At 48.0% G+C, this 16,496-nt stretch carries 14 protein-coding genes; 1 reads left to right on the plus strand and 13 read right to left on the minus strand.

All coding sequences use genetic code 11. The features are described 5' to 3' along the window. Positions 1–109: 109 nt before the first annotated feature. Entirely contained in the window at positions 110–997 is an 888-nt protein-coding gene (locus DWZ44_RS09645; protein WP_117802033.1) for a DegV family protein, read from the plus strand. Positions 998–1,230: 233 nt separating this feature from the next. On the opposite strand, the gene DWZ44_RS09650 is transcribed toward DWZ44_RS09645, so the two are convergent. The 13 genes from DWZ44_RS09650 to DWZ44_RS09705 form a co-directional block, all read right to left on the minus strand. Beyond that, positions 1,231–1,803, minus strand: a complete 573-nt coding sequence (locus tag DWZ44_RS09650; protein WP_117760622.1) for a VanZ family protein — start codon at positions 1,801–1,803, stop codon at positions 1,231–1,233. A 5-nt stretch (positions 1,804–1,808) separates the two neighbouring features. Further along, complete coding sequence (locus DWZ44_RS09655; RefSeq protein ID WP_117804762.1) at positions 1,809–2,063, minus strand: helix-turn-helix domain-containing protein; 255 nt, start codon at positions 2,061–2,063, stop codon at positions 1,809–1,811. Between the two features lie 14 nt (positions 2,064–2,077). Further along, a complete protein-coding gene (locus tag DWZ44_RS09660) occupies positions 2,078–3,259 on the minus strand; it encodes an ATP-binding protein (protein ID WP_055220425.1) in 1,182 nt (393 codons plus the stop codon). Positions 3,260–3,386: 127 nt separating this feature from the next. Then, complete coding sequence (locus DWZ44_RS09665) at positions 3,387–4,823, minus strand: lipopolysaccharide biosynthesis protein (RefSeq protein ID WP_158565870.1); 1,437 nt, start codon at positions 4,821–4,823, stop codon at positions 3,387–3,389. A 111-nt stretch (positions 4,824–4,934) separates the two neighbouring features. Beyond that, positions 4,935–5,111, minus strand: a complete 177-nt coding sequence (locus DWZ44_RS19520; RefSeq protein WP_416388105.1) for a transglutaminase domain-containing protein — start codon at positions 5,109–5,111, stop codon at positions 4,935–4,937. Between the two features lie 12 nt (positions 5,112–5,123). After that, positions 5,124–5,648, minus strand: a complete 525-nt coding sequence (locus DWZ44_RS09670; RefSeq protein ID WP_055220421.1) for a hypothetical protein — start codon at positions 5,646–5,648, stop codon at positions 5,124–5,126. Then, complete coding sequence (locus DWZ44_RS09675) at positions 5,620–7,188, minus strand: BCCT family transporter (RefSeq protein ID WP_055227905.1); 1,569 nt, start codon at positions 7,186–7,188, stop codon at positions 5,620–5,622. Before DWZ44_RS09675 ends, DWZ44_RS09670 begins: the two co-directional genes overlap by 29 nt. Beyond that, on the minus strand, positions 7,178–7,909 hold the full coding sequence (locus DWZ44_RS09680) for an NTP transferase domain-containing protein (RefSeq protein WP_117760619.1): 732 nt from the start codon (positions 7,907–7,909) through the stop codon (positions 7,178–7,180). The genes DWZ44_RS09675 and DWZ44_RS09680 overlap by 11 nt, the downstream gene beginning before the upstream one ends. Then, positions 7,897–9,675 (minus strand): phosphotransferase, encoded by a 1,779-nt coding sequence (locus tag DWZ44_RS09685; RefSeq protein ID WP_117760618.1) that lies wholly within the window; start codon positions 9,673–9,675, stop codon positions 7,897–7,899. Before DWZ44_RS09685 ends, DWZ44_RS09680 begins: the two co-directional genes overlap by 13 nt. A 409-nt stretch (positions 9,676–10,084) precedes the next feature. Continuing rightward, a complete protein-coding gene (locus tag DWZ44_RS09690; RefSeq protein WP_117509402.1) occupies positions 10,085–11,527 on the minus strand; it encodes a sugar transferase in 1,443 nt (480 codons plus the stop codon). Positions 11,528–11,791: 264 nt separating this feature from the next. After that, complete coding sequence (recO, locus tag DWZ44_RS09695) at positions 11,792–12,535, minus strand: DNA repair protein RecO (RefSeq protein WP_117509403.1); 744 nt, start codon at positions 12,533–12,535, stop codon at positions 11,792–11,794. 25 nt (positions 12,536–12,560) lie between these two features. Next, positions 12,561–13,478: a GTPase Era gene (gene era / locus DWZ44_RS09700; protein WP_117509404.1), complete on the minus strand. Its 918-nt coding sequence runs from the start codon at positions 13,476–13,478 to the stop codon at positions 12,561–12,563. A 19-nt stretch (positions 13,479–13,497) separates the two neighbouring features. Then, positions 13,498–16,413 (minus strand): insulinase family protein, encoded by a 2,916-nt coding sequence (locus DWZ44_RS09705; protein ID WP_117804764.1) that lies wholly within the window; start codon positions 16,411–16,413, stop codon positions 13,498–13,500. Positions 16,414–16,496: the final 83 nt, after the last annotated feature.

The following is a 16,496-nucleotide window of genomic DNA, read 5'->3' on the forward strand; positions in this document are numbered from 1 at the left end:
TCATTACGGATATAATCACGTTCCGCAGTTGCCTTTTCCCATTCGGGATGCTACAATAGGCACAGAAACCAGAGTTCTTACTTTCATTTTTACAAGGAGGGATTATTTTATGAGTTCCTATGTCATCAGCTGCTGCTCTACAGCAGACCTTACCGAAGAACATTTCTCCAAACGGGAAATCTCATACATCTGTTTCCATTACAAATTAAATGACACCGAGTACGCGGACGATCTCGGCAAGTCCATGCCGTTCGATCAGTTTTATGCCGCCATGGCCGCCGGCGCTTCCACAAAAACATCCCAGGTGAATGCCGATGAATTTGAAGCCTATTTTGAAACATTCCTGCAGGACGGCAAAGACATTCTCCACGTCTGCCTCTCCTCCGGCATTTCCGGTGTCCTGAATTCTGCGATGATCGCCAAAGCCGACCTTGAAGAGCGCTACCCGGAACGGAAAATCCTCATCGTTGATTCCCTCGGCGCTTCCTCCGGCTACGGTCTTCTGATGGACCGCCTTGCCGACCTGCGCGATGAAGGAAAACCGCTGGAAGAGGTTTACGATTTTGCGATGAAAAACCGCCTCAAAGTCCATCACTGGTTCTTTTCCACGGACCTCACTTTCTACGTGCGCGGCGGCCGCATCTCCAAAGCCTCCGGCGCAATCGGCGGCCTTCTCGGTATCTGCCCGCTGCTCAACATGGACAACGAAGGACGGCTGATTCCGCGGTTCAAAATCCGTACGAAGAAAAAAGTCATCAAAAAAATCGTCGACCAGATGGAAGAAAACGCCGAGGGCGGCCTCTCCTACTCCGGCAAATGCTACATTTCCCAGTCCGCCTGCTACGACGATGCGCGGGCCGTTGCGGATCTTATCGAGGAACGCTTTCCCAATCTGAACGGAAAAGTCGAGATCAACAACATCGGAACCACCATCGGCAGCCACACAGGGCCAGGAACCGTGGCATTGTTTTTCTGGGGAAAAGAACGGGTGGATTAACTCTCCTGCACTTCCATCTATAGCAAGACCCGAAAATAATGCAAAAAAGGCAGTGCTGCAGAGCGCGAATTGCAAGGAACAGATTTGAAGGCGTACCGGGGTACGACGAAAATCTGTGACGCAGTAATTCACGCTCTGCGGTGCTGAATTTTTTGCATTATTTTCGGGTCTTGCTATAAAAACAGGGAAGAAAAAAGCTCTGTCCATTTGGGCAGAGCCTTCTTGTTTTCCTTCTATTCTTCTATCTTCCCTCTCCAACATTTCCGCACCAGTGCAAACACCAGATACCCGATGGCTGCTCCAAGCGTATTCGTCACAACATCATCTAACTGGCAGTAGCCGCGCTCTGTTAAGAGCTGCACTGTTTCCAGCATCATGCTTGTGGAAAACGCCGCATAGACGCAGCACCATCCTTTCCGAAGAGACGGAACCGCCGCCGGCAGCAATACGCCGAACGGGAGAAACAGCAGAATATTTTCCACAAAATACCGGTCCGGCAGCCGCTGGTTTCCCCAGGTTTCAAACAGCTTCACATCCACGCCCGTTCTCGAACCCGGTTCTCTGGAAAACAGCGTAATAGAAAGCATCATCGCAAAATAGACTGCTACCAGAAACCACAGCAGAAGCTGGGTGCCAGGAACCGCATGCGCATGCTCCAGCCGTTTTTGTTTCTTTATCATCTGCTGGTTTTTCCACGCTGCTGCAACCGTCACAAAGCCGACACCGACTGCAACGGCATGCGGCAGATACCGGAATGTATCAAAAATATCCTGTTCAATCGTCGTCAGATAAAGAGGAATTGCCATCTGCATCACCTTCCATATTTTCTCGGCCGGTCTGAAACACCTGCCAGATAGTCGAGACTGCAGTCATACGTCTTCGCCAGCAGCATCAGCGAATCCAGCGGAATCTCACGAATGCCTTTTTCATACCGGTTGTAGGTGTCCGGGTGACTGAAAATCTTCCGCGCCGCCTGCGTCATCGAGTAACCGCGTTCCAGACGGAGCTCTTTCAGCCGGATCAGCATTTTCTCCCGCTCCGGCGTTTCTTCTATTTTTCTGTGCATAGAGTTCCTTCTTTTTATTCCGTCTCCGCCGCCGCTTTTTCTGCCTCCGGCACATACCCCGGATTGTCGTCGTATCCTTCCAGGAAATTGTGGCGGATGCCGTGCTGCTTGTAGCCGACCACGGTGTCAATGTTGACATTTTCGACACTGCGGAAAATATTGCTCTCCACGAACGGATTCACCTTTTTCAGGTTTTTGATCAGTTCCTTGATCTCCACGCGTTTCGAACGATTCTCCTCGTTATTGCAGGTCGTGCAGGTATCGGTAAACTTGCAGGCACACTGGATAAAATGCAGACCGTTATAATCTCTCCACGCCTTGATATCATCCTCGCGCACCAGATACAGCGGGCGGATCAGCTCCATGCCCTCGAAGTGGATGCTGTGAAGCTTCGGCATCATCGTCTGCACCTGCGCACCGTAGAGCATTCCCATGAGGATTGTCTCAATGACATCATCGTAATGATGGCCAAGTGCGATCTTGTTGCAGCCAAGCTGCTGTGCAAAATGGTACAGATGGCCGCGGCGCATTCTCGCGCAGAGGTAACACGGCGAATTTTCGACATGGTAAACCGAATCGAAAATATCGGTCTCGAAAATCGTGATCGGAATATGGAGGCTCTTTGCGTTATCCTCGATCACCTTGCGGTTCTCCGGGCTGTATCCCGGGTCCATGACAACGAATTTTACTTCGAAATCAAATTTATTGTGAAGCTTTAACTCCTGAAAGCATTTCGCCATCAACATCGAATCTTTTCCGCCGGAAATACAGACAGCGATTTTATCGCCCGGTTTTACCAGCTCGTATGTGTTGATCGCTTTCGTAAATTTGGACCAGATCGACTTTTTGAATTTTTTGCGGAGACTCTTCTCCACGTCTGCCGCCTTGTCCTGCTCCTCCGGCGCGCTCATCACATCCATCAGCCAGGCGATGTAACCGCCCTCCAGGCTCACAGCGTCCCAGCCCTTTTCCTGTAATTCTTCCGCCGCTGCGACACTGAACCGGCCGCGGCTGCAGCAGATAATCGTCTTTTTGCTCCGGTCAATCGCATCACTTGTCTCGATTTCTTCTGTCTTCATCACAAGCGCTCCCGGAATCGCGCCGTGGGAGATCTCTACCGCATCGCGGATATCGACGATCTGATAGCTTGACGGATCGAGCTCTTTTAGTTCTTTTATTGAAATACTGGTACTCATGTAATTTTTCCTTTTCTAATTAAAATGCCTTACTTTTCTTCATTCTTTCATTGTATCGTTTTTTCTGTGACTGTCAAGAAAAAACGGGGAGTCTCTGAACATTCGTTTCAAATCCTCCCCCACTTTTTTATTTTTTCCGGATATCCGCCATCGTCTTCAACAGAAGTTCTTTCTTCCAGAAGACCAGCCCTGCACTTGCGAGCAGAATCGCGTAACGCAGGATCCTGTACGGGAAAATCAGATTGCAGATGATGCTTGCTCCAATCAGAAAAACGGAGCACGCCAGAAGAAATCCTGGATTCATCAGATTTTCCTGGATTCCTTCGTTCACCAGAATCTGTTTGCTCACAATATAATGGCCGACCGAATACAGCATATAGCATGCCAGCGTCGTGTAACCGGCCGCAATATAGCCGAACAGGCAGATAAAAATAAAGTTCAGCACCACATTCGCTCCAGCCGCCGCCATGGATGCAGCCATCAGAAACTGTGTTTTTTCATAATAGAACTGCGGCATCGAGAGAATATTATAAATAAAGATAAAGAACACACTCGCTGCCACCGGCGGAATGACGTACACCGCCTCGCGGTACTTCGGCGATCCGAAAATCAGCACCATCTCCGGACTGATCAGCATCAGCGCCACGGCTATGCCGACCACTACAATACTAAGAAGCTGCAGCACCTTCCGCATCGAGCGGATGTCGCCCTTTTTGATCTTGCTGTACATCCACGGTGTCAATGCACTGTTCATACCGCTGATGAAAAGCTGCACCAGCATACCAATGCTGTACGCCAGCCCGTACAGCGCAACTTCCGTCTTTCCGACCATCTTGTCGATCATGATGCGGTCGCCCTGATTCAGGATAATACCGGACAGATAATGCGGCACAATCGGAATTCCGATCCGCAGTGCGTAGCCCCAGTATTCCTTCGAAAAGAACTCTTTTCCTTTGCAAAACTGGAACACAATAATCGGCACACAGATGCAGACCTGCACCCCGACGATACCTAAGATCCGCATCATGGCCGTACCGCCGTTGATACGGATCAGCACCAGGCTCGCGATCGGGTTCATCAGCGCCTGCAGAATCGTCACGCAGACCAGAATCCGGTACCGATACTCAAACCGCTGCCGCCCCGACCAGTAAGAAAGCGCCGGACTCAGCAGCGCTTCCAGAAACATCAGCAGAATCATGGATTTCGGCAGATTTAAAATCTTCTCCCAGAAACCCGATGTAAAACAATACAATGCAAAAACCGCACCCGTAATCACAAGCGTCAGTCCCTGCATTGCAGATGTATATTCATCCCGCTGCTTCTCGTACTTTGCCATCGCATTGTCATAAACACCATTAAATAAATACAGCGATGTCATAATCGTCAAAATCTGCAGCCAGGACAGATAAACCGTATAGGTTCCGTACTCCTCGGTGCTCATCAGACGCGTGAAAATCGGAACTGTGATGAACGAAATGCCTTTCTGTAAAAAACTGCAGATCGTAAACCAAAGCGCCGCCTTCGCCTGGACGGAGAGAGAACGGTATTTTGAGGTAATGTTCATGTAAAATAGAACTCCTTGCTGTTGGTTATTTGCGTGTTTTATGTTAACACAAAATGGGGGGGACTGCAAGAGGAACATCCATTAAAATCCCCCATGGTTGAACGCTTCCATTCAACCATGGGGGATTCTCACTGCTTTATGTGTTTCGATTCCCAAATGATTCAGAATATACATATAGGCCAATGCATACGACTGACACACACCTCTTCCGTCCATCAGCACACCATAACTGGTATAATTCTTATAATTCAGATCATACTCTGCATGCAATACCAGATAATCGTGAATTACAAACGCCTTCTACTCATCTGTCATGGAATTGTTCATCAGTTTATAGATGGATGCCAGTTTCTCATCCACTGCATTAAAAATCTGTTTGGTTTCTTCCGGTGTTCCGAATGTATTGGTAATTCTCAAACCTGTATAGTATGCATCACCATACCAGGCAATGATTCTATTATACGTATCACTCGGAAAATACGGCGAATAGCCATAATAAAAGCTTAAGTCATAGGTATCCCTTCTTATTTTTAAATCTTTAATGGATACCCATTCATTTCCAGCCAGCATCGCTTCTTTCACACGATTCTCCAGAACCGTATACAATTCATACTCCGTTCCGCTGAACTCATCGCCTTCATCGGCCCCGTATGTATCAATCCCGGACTCATCCTGCTGTGGTTCCATGGGTTTAATATCGCCCGTCGGCAATGTAACATCCTCATTTTCGTCCGCAAACGCCTTTTGCGGCATCACAAAAATGGATGCCGCAAGCAGAAACAAAAATGCTGTCAGTTTAACGATTCTCTTTTTTCTCCTCTCCATGCGCTTTTCCTCCCTGCAATTCTTCTAAATACAGTTTTGCATCTTTTAAGAAGCTGACCGCAATCATCACGATCACAATGCCGATCGGAAATGCCGCTACGATACTGACAGACTGCAGACTGTTCATGGAACTCTCTGCAAAAAGAAGTGCAATCGGAAGCAGGATCAGCAGGATACACCACATCAGCTGAATTCCTTTTGCCGGCTCTTCGCCGTCTTCCAGTTTCCGGTAGCTGTAGCACGATGCCGTCAATGCGATCGAGTCGAACGATGTCGCATAAAATGCAACCATCGTAACTAATACAACAACCATAATCAGCGGTGCACACGGCATGGTTTTGATCATCGACACGATCAGATGATATAAATCTCCACTTTCATTATACTGCGAAATGAAATCAATTGCACCTGAAATCTGCTTTCCCATCGAATAATTTCCAAGAATAATAAAGCTGACAAGCGTGGAACCCACACCAAAACCGTATCCGCCGAGAATCGTCTGGCGCACTGTTCTTCCGCGGGAAATGCTGCCAATGAAGAACGGTGCTGCCACACACCATACCATCCAGTATGCCCAGTAATAAATGGTCCAGTTCTGTGGGAAGTTTGTCGTACGCATCGGGTCCGTATACGTTGATAAGCCGATAAAGTTCTGAATCATTTTTCCAAGAGAAGAAAATCCAGTTTCAATAATATACCGCGTCTCTCCCCCAAACAGCAGGACGAAGGCAAGGAGTCCGAAAAACAGATAAATGCACACCTTGGCCAGAATGCTGATTCCTTTGAATCCATGCAGAAGAGAATAGGTATAAACACAGCAGGTGATCAGAAGAATGATAATATTAATCACAGTTCTGCTGACTTCCATATGGAACAGCTCGCCGATGATTTCCGCCATCAGAGGAGTTGCCACACTAAAAGTGGTAGCAGTTCCGGCCAGCAATGCAAAGACAGCCAGAAGGTCAATCAGACGGCCGCCAATTCCATCTGTCTGTTTTCCCAGAATCGGACGGCACGCCTCGCTGTATTTCTGACGGTTTCGTTTTCTTACATGAAGCATAAAGCCAAACGCAACAGCCAGTACCAGATAGAATCCCCACGGGATAAAGCTCCAGTGAAACAGTGGAAATACGCCTGCCCAGTCCTGAATGCTGCCAAGTTCTGCGATGTGAGGATCTGTTGCGTACAAAATCCACTCAGAGAACGAATAAAACAGAATATCTGCTGCCAGACCACAGGTAAACATCATGCATCCCCATGCAAAAAAGGAATATTTTGGCTTCTCATCCGGCTTTCCAAGCACAATATTTCCGTATTTGGAGCCTGCCAGAAACAGAGACAGAAAGAAAATGCCAAGTCCGATGACCAGGTAATACGTTCCAAAGGTGTCTCCAAACAGAAATCGAATCTGGCCAAGTACCTGATTCGACTGCTCCGGTGCAAAGAAAAATACGATACATAGAGCAACGATCAGCGCCAGAGGCACCAGCGTAATCATCCAGTCGATTTCTTTTTTCTTCTGTTGGTTCTTACTGTTCATTTTCTTCCCTTTCTGCGTAATCCGCATACGATGCATCGAGTGCAACAAGCTCGCTGAAATTGTCTACTTCTATGATATCCTCTGCCTTCATTGGCCGGATGCCAAGCTGATACTCTTTCGGGTAGCAGAACATTGCCACATCGTCCCAGTAAATCTGACGGTTTTTCTTTACTTCAAACTCCTGCTCCAGATGGCCTTTTAACCGCTTTCCATCTTCTGCTGTCCATCGGGAAATGCTGTAGAGCTGCCAGCCGCCCTTTCCGCCGGTTCTGCTGCAGCCTGTCACAATGCCGTTTTCCACGGTCTGCAGCCACTCGTCGGTCTCATCATCCGTCCACACGCTGTTGTAACCGGATCGCTCAAACTCCGGTGCCAGAATTTCCGGATGATAGATGATCTGGTCACCGTCAAGAATAAACGCATTTTCCAGATGTTCCCGCGCCACATACAGCGATGCGATGTTGTTGCAGGTATCGTACCACGGATTGTCGATCAGCTTCAGACCCGGGTACTCCTCTTCCAGTGTCTGGAACTGTTCCTTGAGGTAACCGACTACCACGTAAATTTCTGTGATTCCGTTTTTGTGCAGTCCATTGATGACGGTATCAATCATCCGCACACCGTTTACCCGGACCAGCGGTTTTGGTGTTTTTAACGTTACCGGCTTCATCCGGTTTCCGAGGCCTGCCGCCATAATAATGGCGCGCTCTACTTTGTACATATTTCTTTTCCTTCCTCTCCCAGTTCCTGCTGGACAATTTTGTAATAATCTTTTGCGTAACGGTACTGCCGCAGGGAATATTCTCCGAATTCCACGCCTAATTTCCGTTTATATTCGCACCAGTTGCTCCAGAGCAGACCGCAGACTGCGATGTAGCAGTAGATTTTTATGCGTGTTCTGTCGTCACAGTTTCCTTCAAAATAAAGATCAATCAGATGGTCCACCTGCTCTTTTTTGTAAAGAGAATAGATACAGAACATCGCAATATCCACATGCGGATCCTGCATTCCGGCGTATTCCCAGTCGATCAGGCGGATCTCCTCTTTTCCGTTTTCTTCCACAAACAGAAAATTGTCCGGCACAGCATCAATGTGAGTGAGCACCCACTCTCCGGCATTTGCTTCAATGTAATCCTTTAACTGAAGCACATGCGCTTTCGTCTTTTCGTAATCTTTATATGCTGACGGAGTTCCTTCCCAGAGGCTTTCATAGTATTCCATCTGTCCGAACAGGTCGAAGGAATGGTCTACTCTTAATTTCTGCCCGTGAAACTCCCGCAGTTTCTTCATGCATTTCTGAAGATCTTCCTCATTTTCTGCATCGCAGACCCGCGCACCTTCGAGATATTCTGTGATTTTGTAGCCGTTCTCCGGGTTAATATAGGCAATCTCATCACAGATCCTGCGGCCGGCGATCGTCTGATATACAGCGGCTTCCTGCCTGCGGTTGATCAACTGATCGGTTCCCTCTCCCGGAATTCGCATAATGTATTTTTTATCTTTACAGGAGAATAAAAAGGATCGGTTTGTCATTCCTTTTTTCAGAACTGTAATGTTTGTCACTTCGTTCTGCTGTGCTCCAAGTGCTTCACAGATTACCTGAATCGCATCCGTCTGCAGCTGGCTGGAATCGCTGTCAATCTCACGCAGCTGCTCATAGGTATTGATTTCTACGGCATCGGCAGCATGTACAACACGGGCCGTCACAATCATTCTGTCTTTCCGGTATAAGGTTTCCTCCCAGAACGCTCCGTCGTATCGGGAATCTCTTCCCAGTTCTTCCAGACGCTCCCGCACGATCTCCGCTTCTGTTTCCAGCAGATAACAGATGCCGATCATCGCGTTTCCGCCTGCCTGTTCTTTCTGTACGACCAGCTCCTGCTTCCGGTTTACGCGGACGGTACTGTCATCATCCACCAGATCGCTGACCATGTACCAGGAATATAATTCGTTTCTGCTGTATGGATTCTTTTCACACCAGATATCACAGGGAATGATGTAGCTGTTTGATAAATGGGCTGCCGCCGTTTTCAGGGAATGCAGATTGTTTTTCGACACATAGTCCGGAGCGACGATCAATTCTACGCCGTATTCATCGATCAGATATTCATACTGCTCTTTCATAAATCCGACAACGACGTAAATCTCTGTAATGCCGACTTCATGAAGCTGACGGATTGTGCGCTCTATCAGCCGCTCTCCCTTGATTTCCAGAAGTCCTTTCGGTGTCTCTGTATTAATCGGAACCATCCGCATACCAAATCCGGCGGCAAGGATAATGGCGTTTTTCGGCGCTTTCTCTTTTGCCTCACGCAGTGTCTTTTCCGTCGGACGGATCTCTTCATCCAGGTAACCTTCTGAAATCAGTTCCTTGATCGAACGATTGACGATTCCAAGCGAATGGCCGGTCTGTGCGGCAAGGATACGCTGATTGATGAAGGGTTCTTTTATCAGGTTGTTCAATATATCTTGTTTTGAGTTGTTCATATACTTCCTTCTTTCATTTTTCATGAACTTTTGTTTTCGATTATACCATAACTTTATGACTTTTTCAATCCCCTGTGTGTTAGGATAGTTGTCAGTGAAAGATAATTACTTTTGTGGTAGTATATATGTGAACTTCCTATAAAATTAACTCTCATAAAATTCCTTTTAAAGTATGCTACAACTGGCTTAAAGCAAGAACATGTCGAAACGAGAGTTAATATTTCAGGAAGTTCACATAAAAAGGTCCAAATAATTAACATTATTTGGACCACCTGTCAAAGGAAGCCTTTTTCCTTTTCGCCGTCATCAGGACTTCTTTGCGCTTCCATTCATAAATTTTTCTTAAAATTTACCTTTATTTTACCACACTACTCCCAAAACTACAATATATCTCCATTTTTCATTTTTTTTACATAGAACCTTTCTGGCCTAATACAATCAGTACAGTTTTAAACAAAATCTTAATATCCAGCATAAAGGACCATTCTGAAATGTACTTCGTATCCAGTTTTACAACCTCTTCAAAATCTGTAATCTCGCTTCGTCCGCTTACCTGCCACATACCAGTCAGTCCCGGCTTGATTGCCAGTCTTGCTCTGTGATGGAGCTCATATTTCTCCCACTCATCCACTGTCGGCGGACGGGTTCCTACAAGGCTCATGTCGCCTTTTAACACATTGAAGAACTGCGGGAATTCATCCAGCGAGGTTTTGCGGATAAAGTTTCCGATTCCTTTGCCTGGTCCTTTTTCGCTTCCGATGACACGCGGGTCATTCTCCATTTTGAACATCAGACCATCGCTGACGCGGTTCTGTTTCATCAGTTCTTTTTTCCGCTCTTCCGCATCCATGTACATGCTACGGAACTTGTAAATTTTGAATTTTCTTCCGTTCTTTCCGACACGGTACTGTGAGAAGAAGATCGGGCCCGGAGACTTGATATAAATCGCAGGGGCAACGAACAGGAAGATGATTCCGGTCAGAATACATCCGGCAAGACCGCCGCAGATGTCCATGATTCGTTTCAGCACAAGCTGTCCTGCGCTTGCCATATTGATGCAGGTGGTGACCACGGTATAGTTGCCCATGCGCTCTACAGTCTGATTTTTTCCCTGCATTTCGTTCACGTCCGCAATTTTTACGTGGATCGTAATGCCCATCTCGGCGAATGCGTCGAATACTTTCTGCGGGATTTCTCTGCCTTCCGGCAGAACGATCAGCACTTCGTCGAACCACTCACGGCAGACATACTCAGCTGCATCTGCAAGGTTCGATACCACCGGTACGCCGTGGATTTTGTGTCCGGTTCTGTCCTGGTCTACGAGAACAACGCCAGTCGGACGAACGCCGATGTAATCGAAATCCAGCATGCTCTTTACAACGGACTGTGACTGTTTTTCGGTCGTGATGATCAGAAGCGAACGGCCGCTGTGTTCCCCGCTGCTGCGTTTCTTTACCACAGCCTTCCATCCGATGCGCATCAGATAGGAAAGCATTCCGTACAGAGCACCGGTCAGCATAATGGTTGCTCTGGAGAACTGATCTCCCTCCTGAATCAGGAACAGGTAGAATACACCAAGAACGATGATGTATACCATATTTTTTACAGTCATTCCGATTTCCACGAGGTATCCGCGCTTCATGACGTTTTTGAAGGAATCGTCAAAAAACATGATCATCAGCTGGATCAGAGCGAATACGATAGCCTCATTTCGGTAAATTGGGCTTCCATATGGCTTAAAACTGTGATGTCTTAAGAAATAACCCATGACGAAAGCCAGCTGAAGACAGATAATATCAAGAACCATAAAATCCAGATGCTTCAGCCATCCTGTGGATGATTTTTTGTACATACCTTTCTCCCCTGTCGTATTTTTTTCGCCGTACTCGTAACATTCTCTTGTTTCGCATAGTTTTTCTAGCTTTTATATTACCATTTTCACTAAAACCTTCTCATTTTTTCTGGTACTATGCATTTGCAATATCTTCTGTGACGAATACAGAACCATTTTTTTCTTTATTCCAAATATTCTATCCCATTTCTACTTATTTGTAAAGGTGTGGACACACTTTTGGACATAATTATTTCACATTTTTGCAAATTATTACATTTTATATTATTTCATCACATCCAGAATCTGTAATGTTTTCATCTTCTTTTCGACATAGCGATGGAGATATGCACGCAGCAATCGTTCCAGTTCGTCCAGGATCTCTTCATTTACGGTAAAACCATACAGCTTCGCGAGCGGTGCCGCAATGATATAGCGGCATGCCAGCACGGTGCCCGGCTGCAGCGGCCATGGATCTCTGATGGTTTTTCCACAGTTTGGGCAGTAGATGGCGCTGTCGCGCAGGGAGAAAACGGTCAGATTCTCTTTCGTGCCGCACTCCATGCAGGAGAACATCTGCGGTGCTTCTCCGCTGATTGTGATCGTCCGCAGTTCGAAGATGCACCGGATCAGGCGGAGGTCCTGTTTTCCGCTGCGGATGGCGTTCATCGTCACGTACAGAAGGTTCAGCATCTGGGTTTCATCGTTTCCTTCCTGGCCGAAATATTCGGCCAGTTCCAGAAAATAAAAGCCGTAATAAACGCCGGGCTGCATCTGCGCCAGGTCGAGGAAGTATTCTTTAATGTTTGCGCCGGAGAGGGTGTAGCTGTCACGGCCCTCGTAAACCTGAAACTCGCCGAAGACGAACGGATTGGAGACGGCCATCAGCGGGCTTTTCATGCGGCGGGCGCCGCGCGCGAAGGCGGTGATTTTGCCGAGCTCCCGGGTCAGGATCACGACGCGCTTGTCATACTCTCCGACCGGGGAGGCGGATAATACCATTCCGCTTACATTGATTGGTTCTCGCATGTTTCTTCCTTATTATAATGCAATATTATAAATCGAGTTTCTTTTTATCATATCCGAAGTTCTTCACGAGGAAATCGCTGTCGCGCCAGTCTTTTTTGACTTTGACCCAGAGCTTCAGGTTGACTTTCTGCTCCAGCATCTGCTCCAGCTCATACCGCGCGTTGCTTCCGATCTTCTTGAGCATCGCGCCCTGTTTTCCGATGATGATGCCCTTGTGGGAATCGCGCTCGCAGATGATGGTCGCATCAATATCAACGATTTTTCCGTTCGGGCGGTCTTTCATCTGGTCGATCACAACGGCGATGCCGTGCGGGATCTCTTCGTTTAAGGCGTACAGTGCTTTCTCGCGGATGATCTCAGCCACGATCTGGCGCATCGGCTGATCGGTGATGGTGTCCTCATCGTAGAACTGCGGGCCGTACGGCAGATATTTGAAGATGCTCGGAATGATGTCATCGGTGTTCTGATGGCGGAGTGCCGAGCACGGAATGATCTCGGCAAACTGGAACAGCTTGCGGTACGTATCGATGAATTCCAGGATTTTGTCTTTCTCCACGGTATCGGTCTTGTTGATAATGAGGAGGACCGGCGCATTGACTTTCTCCAGGATCTCTGCGATATGGCGCTCTCCTGCTCCGATGAAGTTGCTCGGCTCTACCAGCCAGAGAATCACATCGACTTCTTTTAACGTTTTCTCGGCTACATCGACCATGTACTCGCCGAGCTTATTTTTCGCCTTGTGGATACCCGGTGTGTCGAGGAACACGATCTGTCCCTCGTCACACGTATAAACGGTCTGGATGCGGTTGCGGGTGGTCTGCGGTTTCTTGGATGTAATCGCAATCTTCTGTCCGATCAGGTGGTTCATCAGCGTGGATTTTCCCACGTTCGGACGGCCGATCAGGGCTACAAAGCCGGATTTATAATTTGCATTGTTTTCCATTGCTGTCTCTTCTCCTCATTTATAAGTTCTCTACGTTCTTAAACAGTTCTTTCTCTTTCTGAATGGCTGCTTCGCTTCCGACAACGCAGATGTTGTTCTGTTTTAAGGCTGCATCTACAAGGTCTGCCAGTGCATGAATGTCATCCAGGGTTGCATCGAGGATCTGATCTCTCTCCTGCTGGAAGTCTGCTTCGGTGATGCCGTTGAACCATGCGCTCTCGGAGGTCTGGCCTTTTGCGGACGGGTTCATCGGGACGTCGAGTTCGCTGATCGTTCCGATGATGTATTTGGTCATCTGGCGCTCGTCTGCTTCGAAATTGCGCACGTAATCGCCGATACCGCGGTATACTTCAAGGGTTCTTCCGACGTTCGGGTCACGGTAGGAAGAAATGCACGCGTTTCCGCCTCTTCCGAAAGCTCCGCCGCAGCCGTAAGCGCCGCCTTTGACACGGATGTTGATCCACAGATAGTCATAGCTCAGCATGACACGCAGGATGCGCAGGGCTCCTGTGTAGTCGTAGCCTTCGCGCTCGAAGTTTCCACAGAGTGCCACGTACTGTACCTGGCCGGAGGTCTGGAAGGCTTCGTTTTTCTGTTCAAAGTCATACACAATGCTGCCCGGCTCCACTTCGTCGGTGTACAGATTCTCTTTGAATGCTGCGATTTTTTCTTCCAGCGGTGCGTAGCCTGTCTCGTCTGCGGTATAGGAGACGGTCAGATTCTCTTTGCGGAAGATGTATTTCATCAGGATCTGCAGATTTTTAATCAGTTCTGCTTTTTTCTCATCGAAGTTCTCGTCCAGATCTTTTAAGAGCTGGCAGAAGCCGATGCCTGCGATGCGGTCCTGGAAATTGCTCATCGGGGAGTAATAGGAAGCTGCACGCATCACAGCCGTTGCATTTCCGGCGGAAGACAGGCGGTTCTGCAGGCCGGATTTCATGCTGGAGATGATCTCGTGAAGACGTTTCTCGTCATCCAGGCGGGAGGTATTCAGGATTTCCTCGATCATTTTCATGACGAAATCCAGTTTGTCGTACAGGAATTTCGCGCGGATGCCGAACATTCTGCGGCAGTCGTCATCATTTTCCGGAATGCGGAATACCTGCAGTCCGCAGTTGATGCCGCCGGTCTGTGCATTGATCTCGTTGAACAGTTCGCCGTAGGTGTAGTGTTCGGTGTCCACATAGCCGAGAACGGATTTTAATACGCCCATGTACGGGATCAGATCGTTCGGCACATTTTTCGTATCAAACAGCAAGCTTAAGTAACCGATGCCGTTCGTGAATACGTTGTGATGAAGAACCGTCGTTCCATCGACTTCATGCTCGTCATTGTAAAGTTTGACAGACTCACGTTTGATATCGCTTCGTTTCAGGAGCGGAATCGTCTCGAGTGCTTCCTCGCTCTCCTCTTCTTCCTGATATGCTGCCAGCTCTTTGGTGTCAGCAATGATTTTCTCGATCTCTTCTTTTGACAGGCTCTCTTTGTATTTCTGCAGTTTTTCTGCGGTCTTTGCATCATTTTCTGCGGCAAGACCGGTCTTTGGAATGAGGGTCACGATGGAGGCATGGGTGTTGTCCAGCAGATACGTCTGGATCAGGTTTTCGAAATAGCCTTCTTTTGCCAGTTTTTTCAGCTCATCGTAGATCGCAAGCTGCTGCAGGTAGGCGAACGGTTTGTTCTCGTCATACAGCCAGCTGTCGAAGACGTCGATGCCGTACATCAGGCCCTTCGGGAAGCTGGAGAAGTCCGCCTCACGGAAACGGAATTCGAAATAGTTGATGCCTGCCTCGATGGCTTTCCGATCCATGCCGTTTTTCACGATATCCTTGAGGGTTCCGCGGATGATGGACAGGAATTTTTCTTTCTCATTTTCATCGGCGTTCTTGGCTACGATGGAGAAGAATGGCTGCAGGATGCCGTCCTCGTAGGAGCCGTAAACATCTTTTCCGATGTGTGCGTCAAGGAGTGCCTGTTTGACCGGGGCCCCCGGTGCGTCAAGGAGTGCATACTCCAGAACAGAAAATGCCACGTTTAATTTTACATCCAGACCGCTGCCGATGACCATGTTGTAGGACAGGTACGCATTGTTTTCAAGCGGATCGCCGTCGAGTACCGGGTACTCGTGTACAATGTCGAGGGTCTCTGCAAATGGTTTCTGATACGGAATTTCGGATTTTACTTCTTTTGCATCAAAATGGGACAGGTATTTTTCATCCATCCATGCCAGTTTTTCTTCCATATCCATGTTTCCGTACAGGTAGATATAGCTGTTGGACGGATGGTAATAGGTCTGATGGAATTTCAGGAAGTTTTCGTAGGTCAGGTTCGGGATGCAGGACGGATCTCCGCCGGATTCTACGCCGTACGGAGTGTCCGGGAACAGGGTGTTGAATGTTTCACGCTCCAGGACATCGTCTGCGGAGGAGAAGGCTCCTTTCATCTCGTTGTATACAACACCGTTGTAGGTCAGCGGGCCGTCTTCGCTTTCCAAATGATAGCTCCAGCCTTCCTGCCGGAAGATTTCGTCGTGTTTGTAAATGTTCGGGTAGAATACGGCGTCCATGTAGACATGCATCAGGTTCTGGAAGTCGGCATCGTTGGTGCTGGCTACCGGGTACATGGTTTTATCCGGGTAGGTCATAGCATTTAAGAAGGTGTTCAGGGATCCTTTGACGAGTTCTACGAAGGGATCCTTTAACGGGAATTCGCGGGAGCCGCAGAGGACGCTGTGCTCGAGGATGTGGGCTACGCCGGTGCTGTCGGACGGCGGGGTACGGAACGCGATGTTGAATACTTTGTTGTCATCCTCCGTCTCGAGAAGCAGCACGCGGGCTCCGCTTTTGTTGTGGCGAAGTAGGTAGCCATGTGCGTGGATATCATCAATCTGCTGTTCCTGCAGCAGGGTATAGGCTTTGCAATGTTCTGCGTTCATTTTTGTATATCCTTTCTTGTTTTTCTTTATTATTTCCGGTTTTATGCAGTCAAAAACGGACCGCAGTGCCCGTTTACTGGGAT

It is taken from the genome of Blautia sp. AF32-4BH, assembly GCF_003460565.1.
GTDB classification, from domain to species: Bacteria; Bacillota; Clostridia; order Lachnospirales; family Lachnospiraceae; genus Fusicatenibacter; species Fusicatenibacter saccharivorans.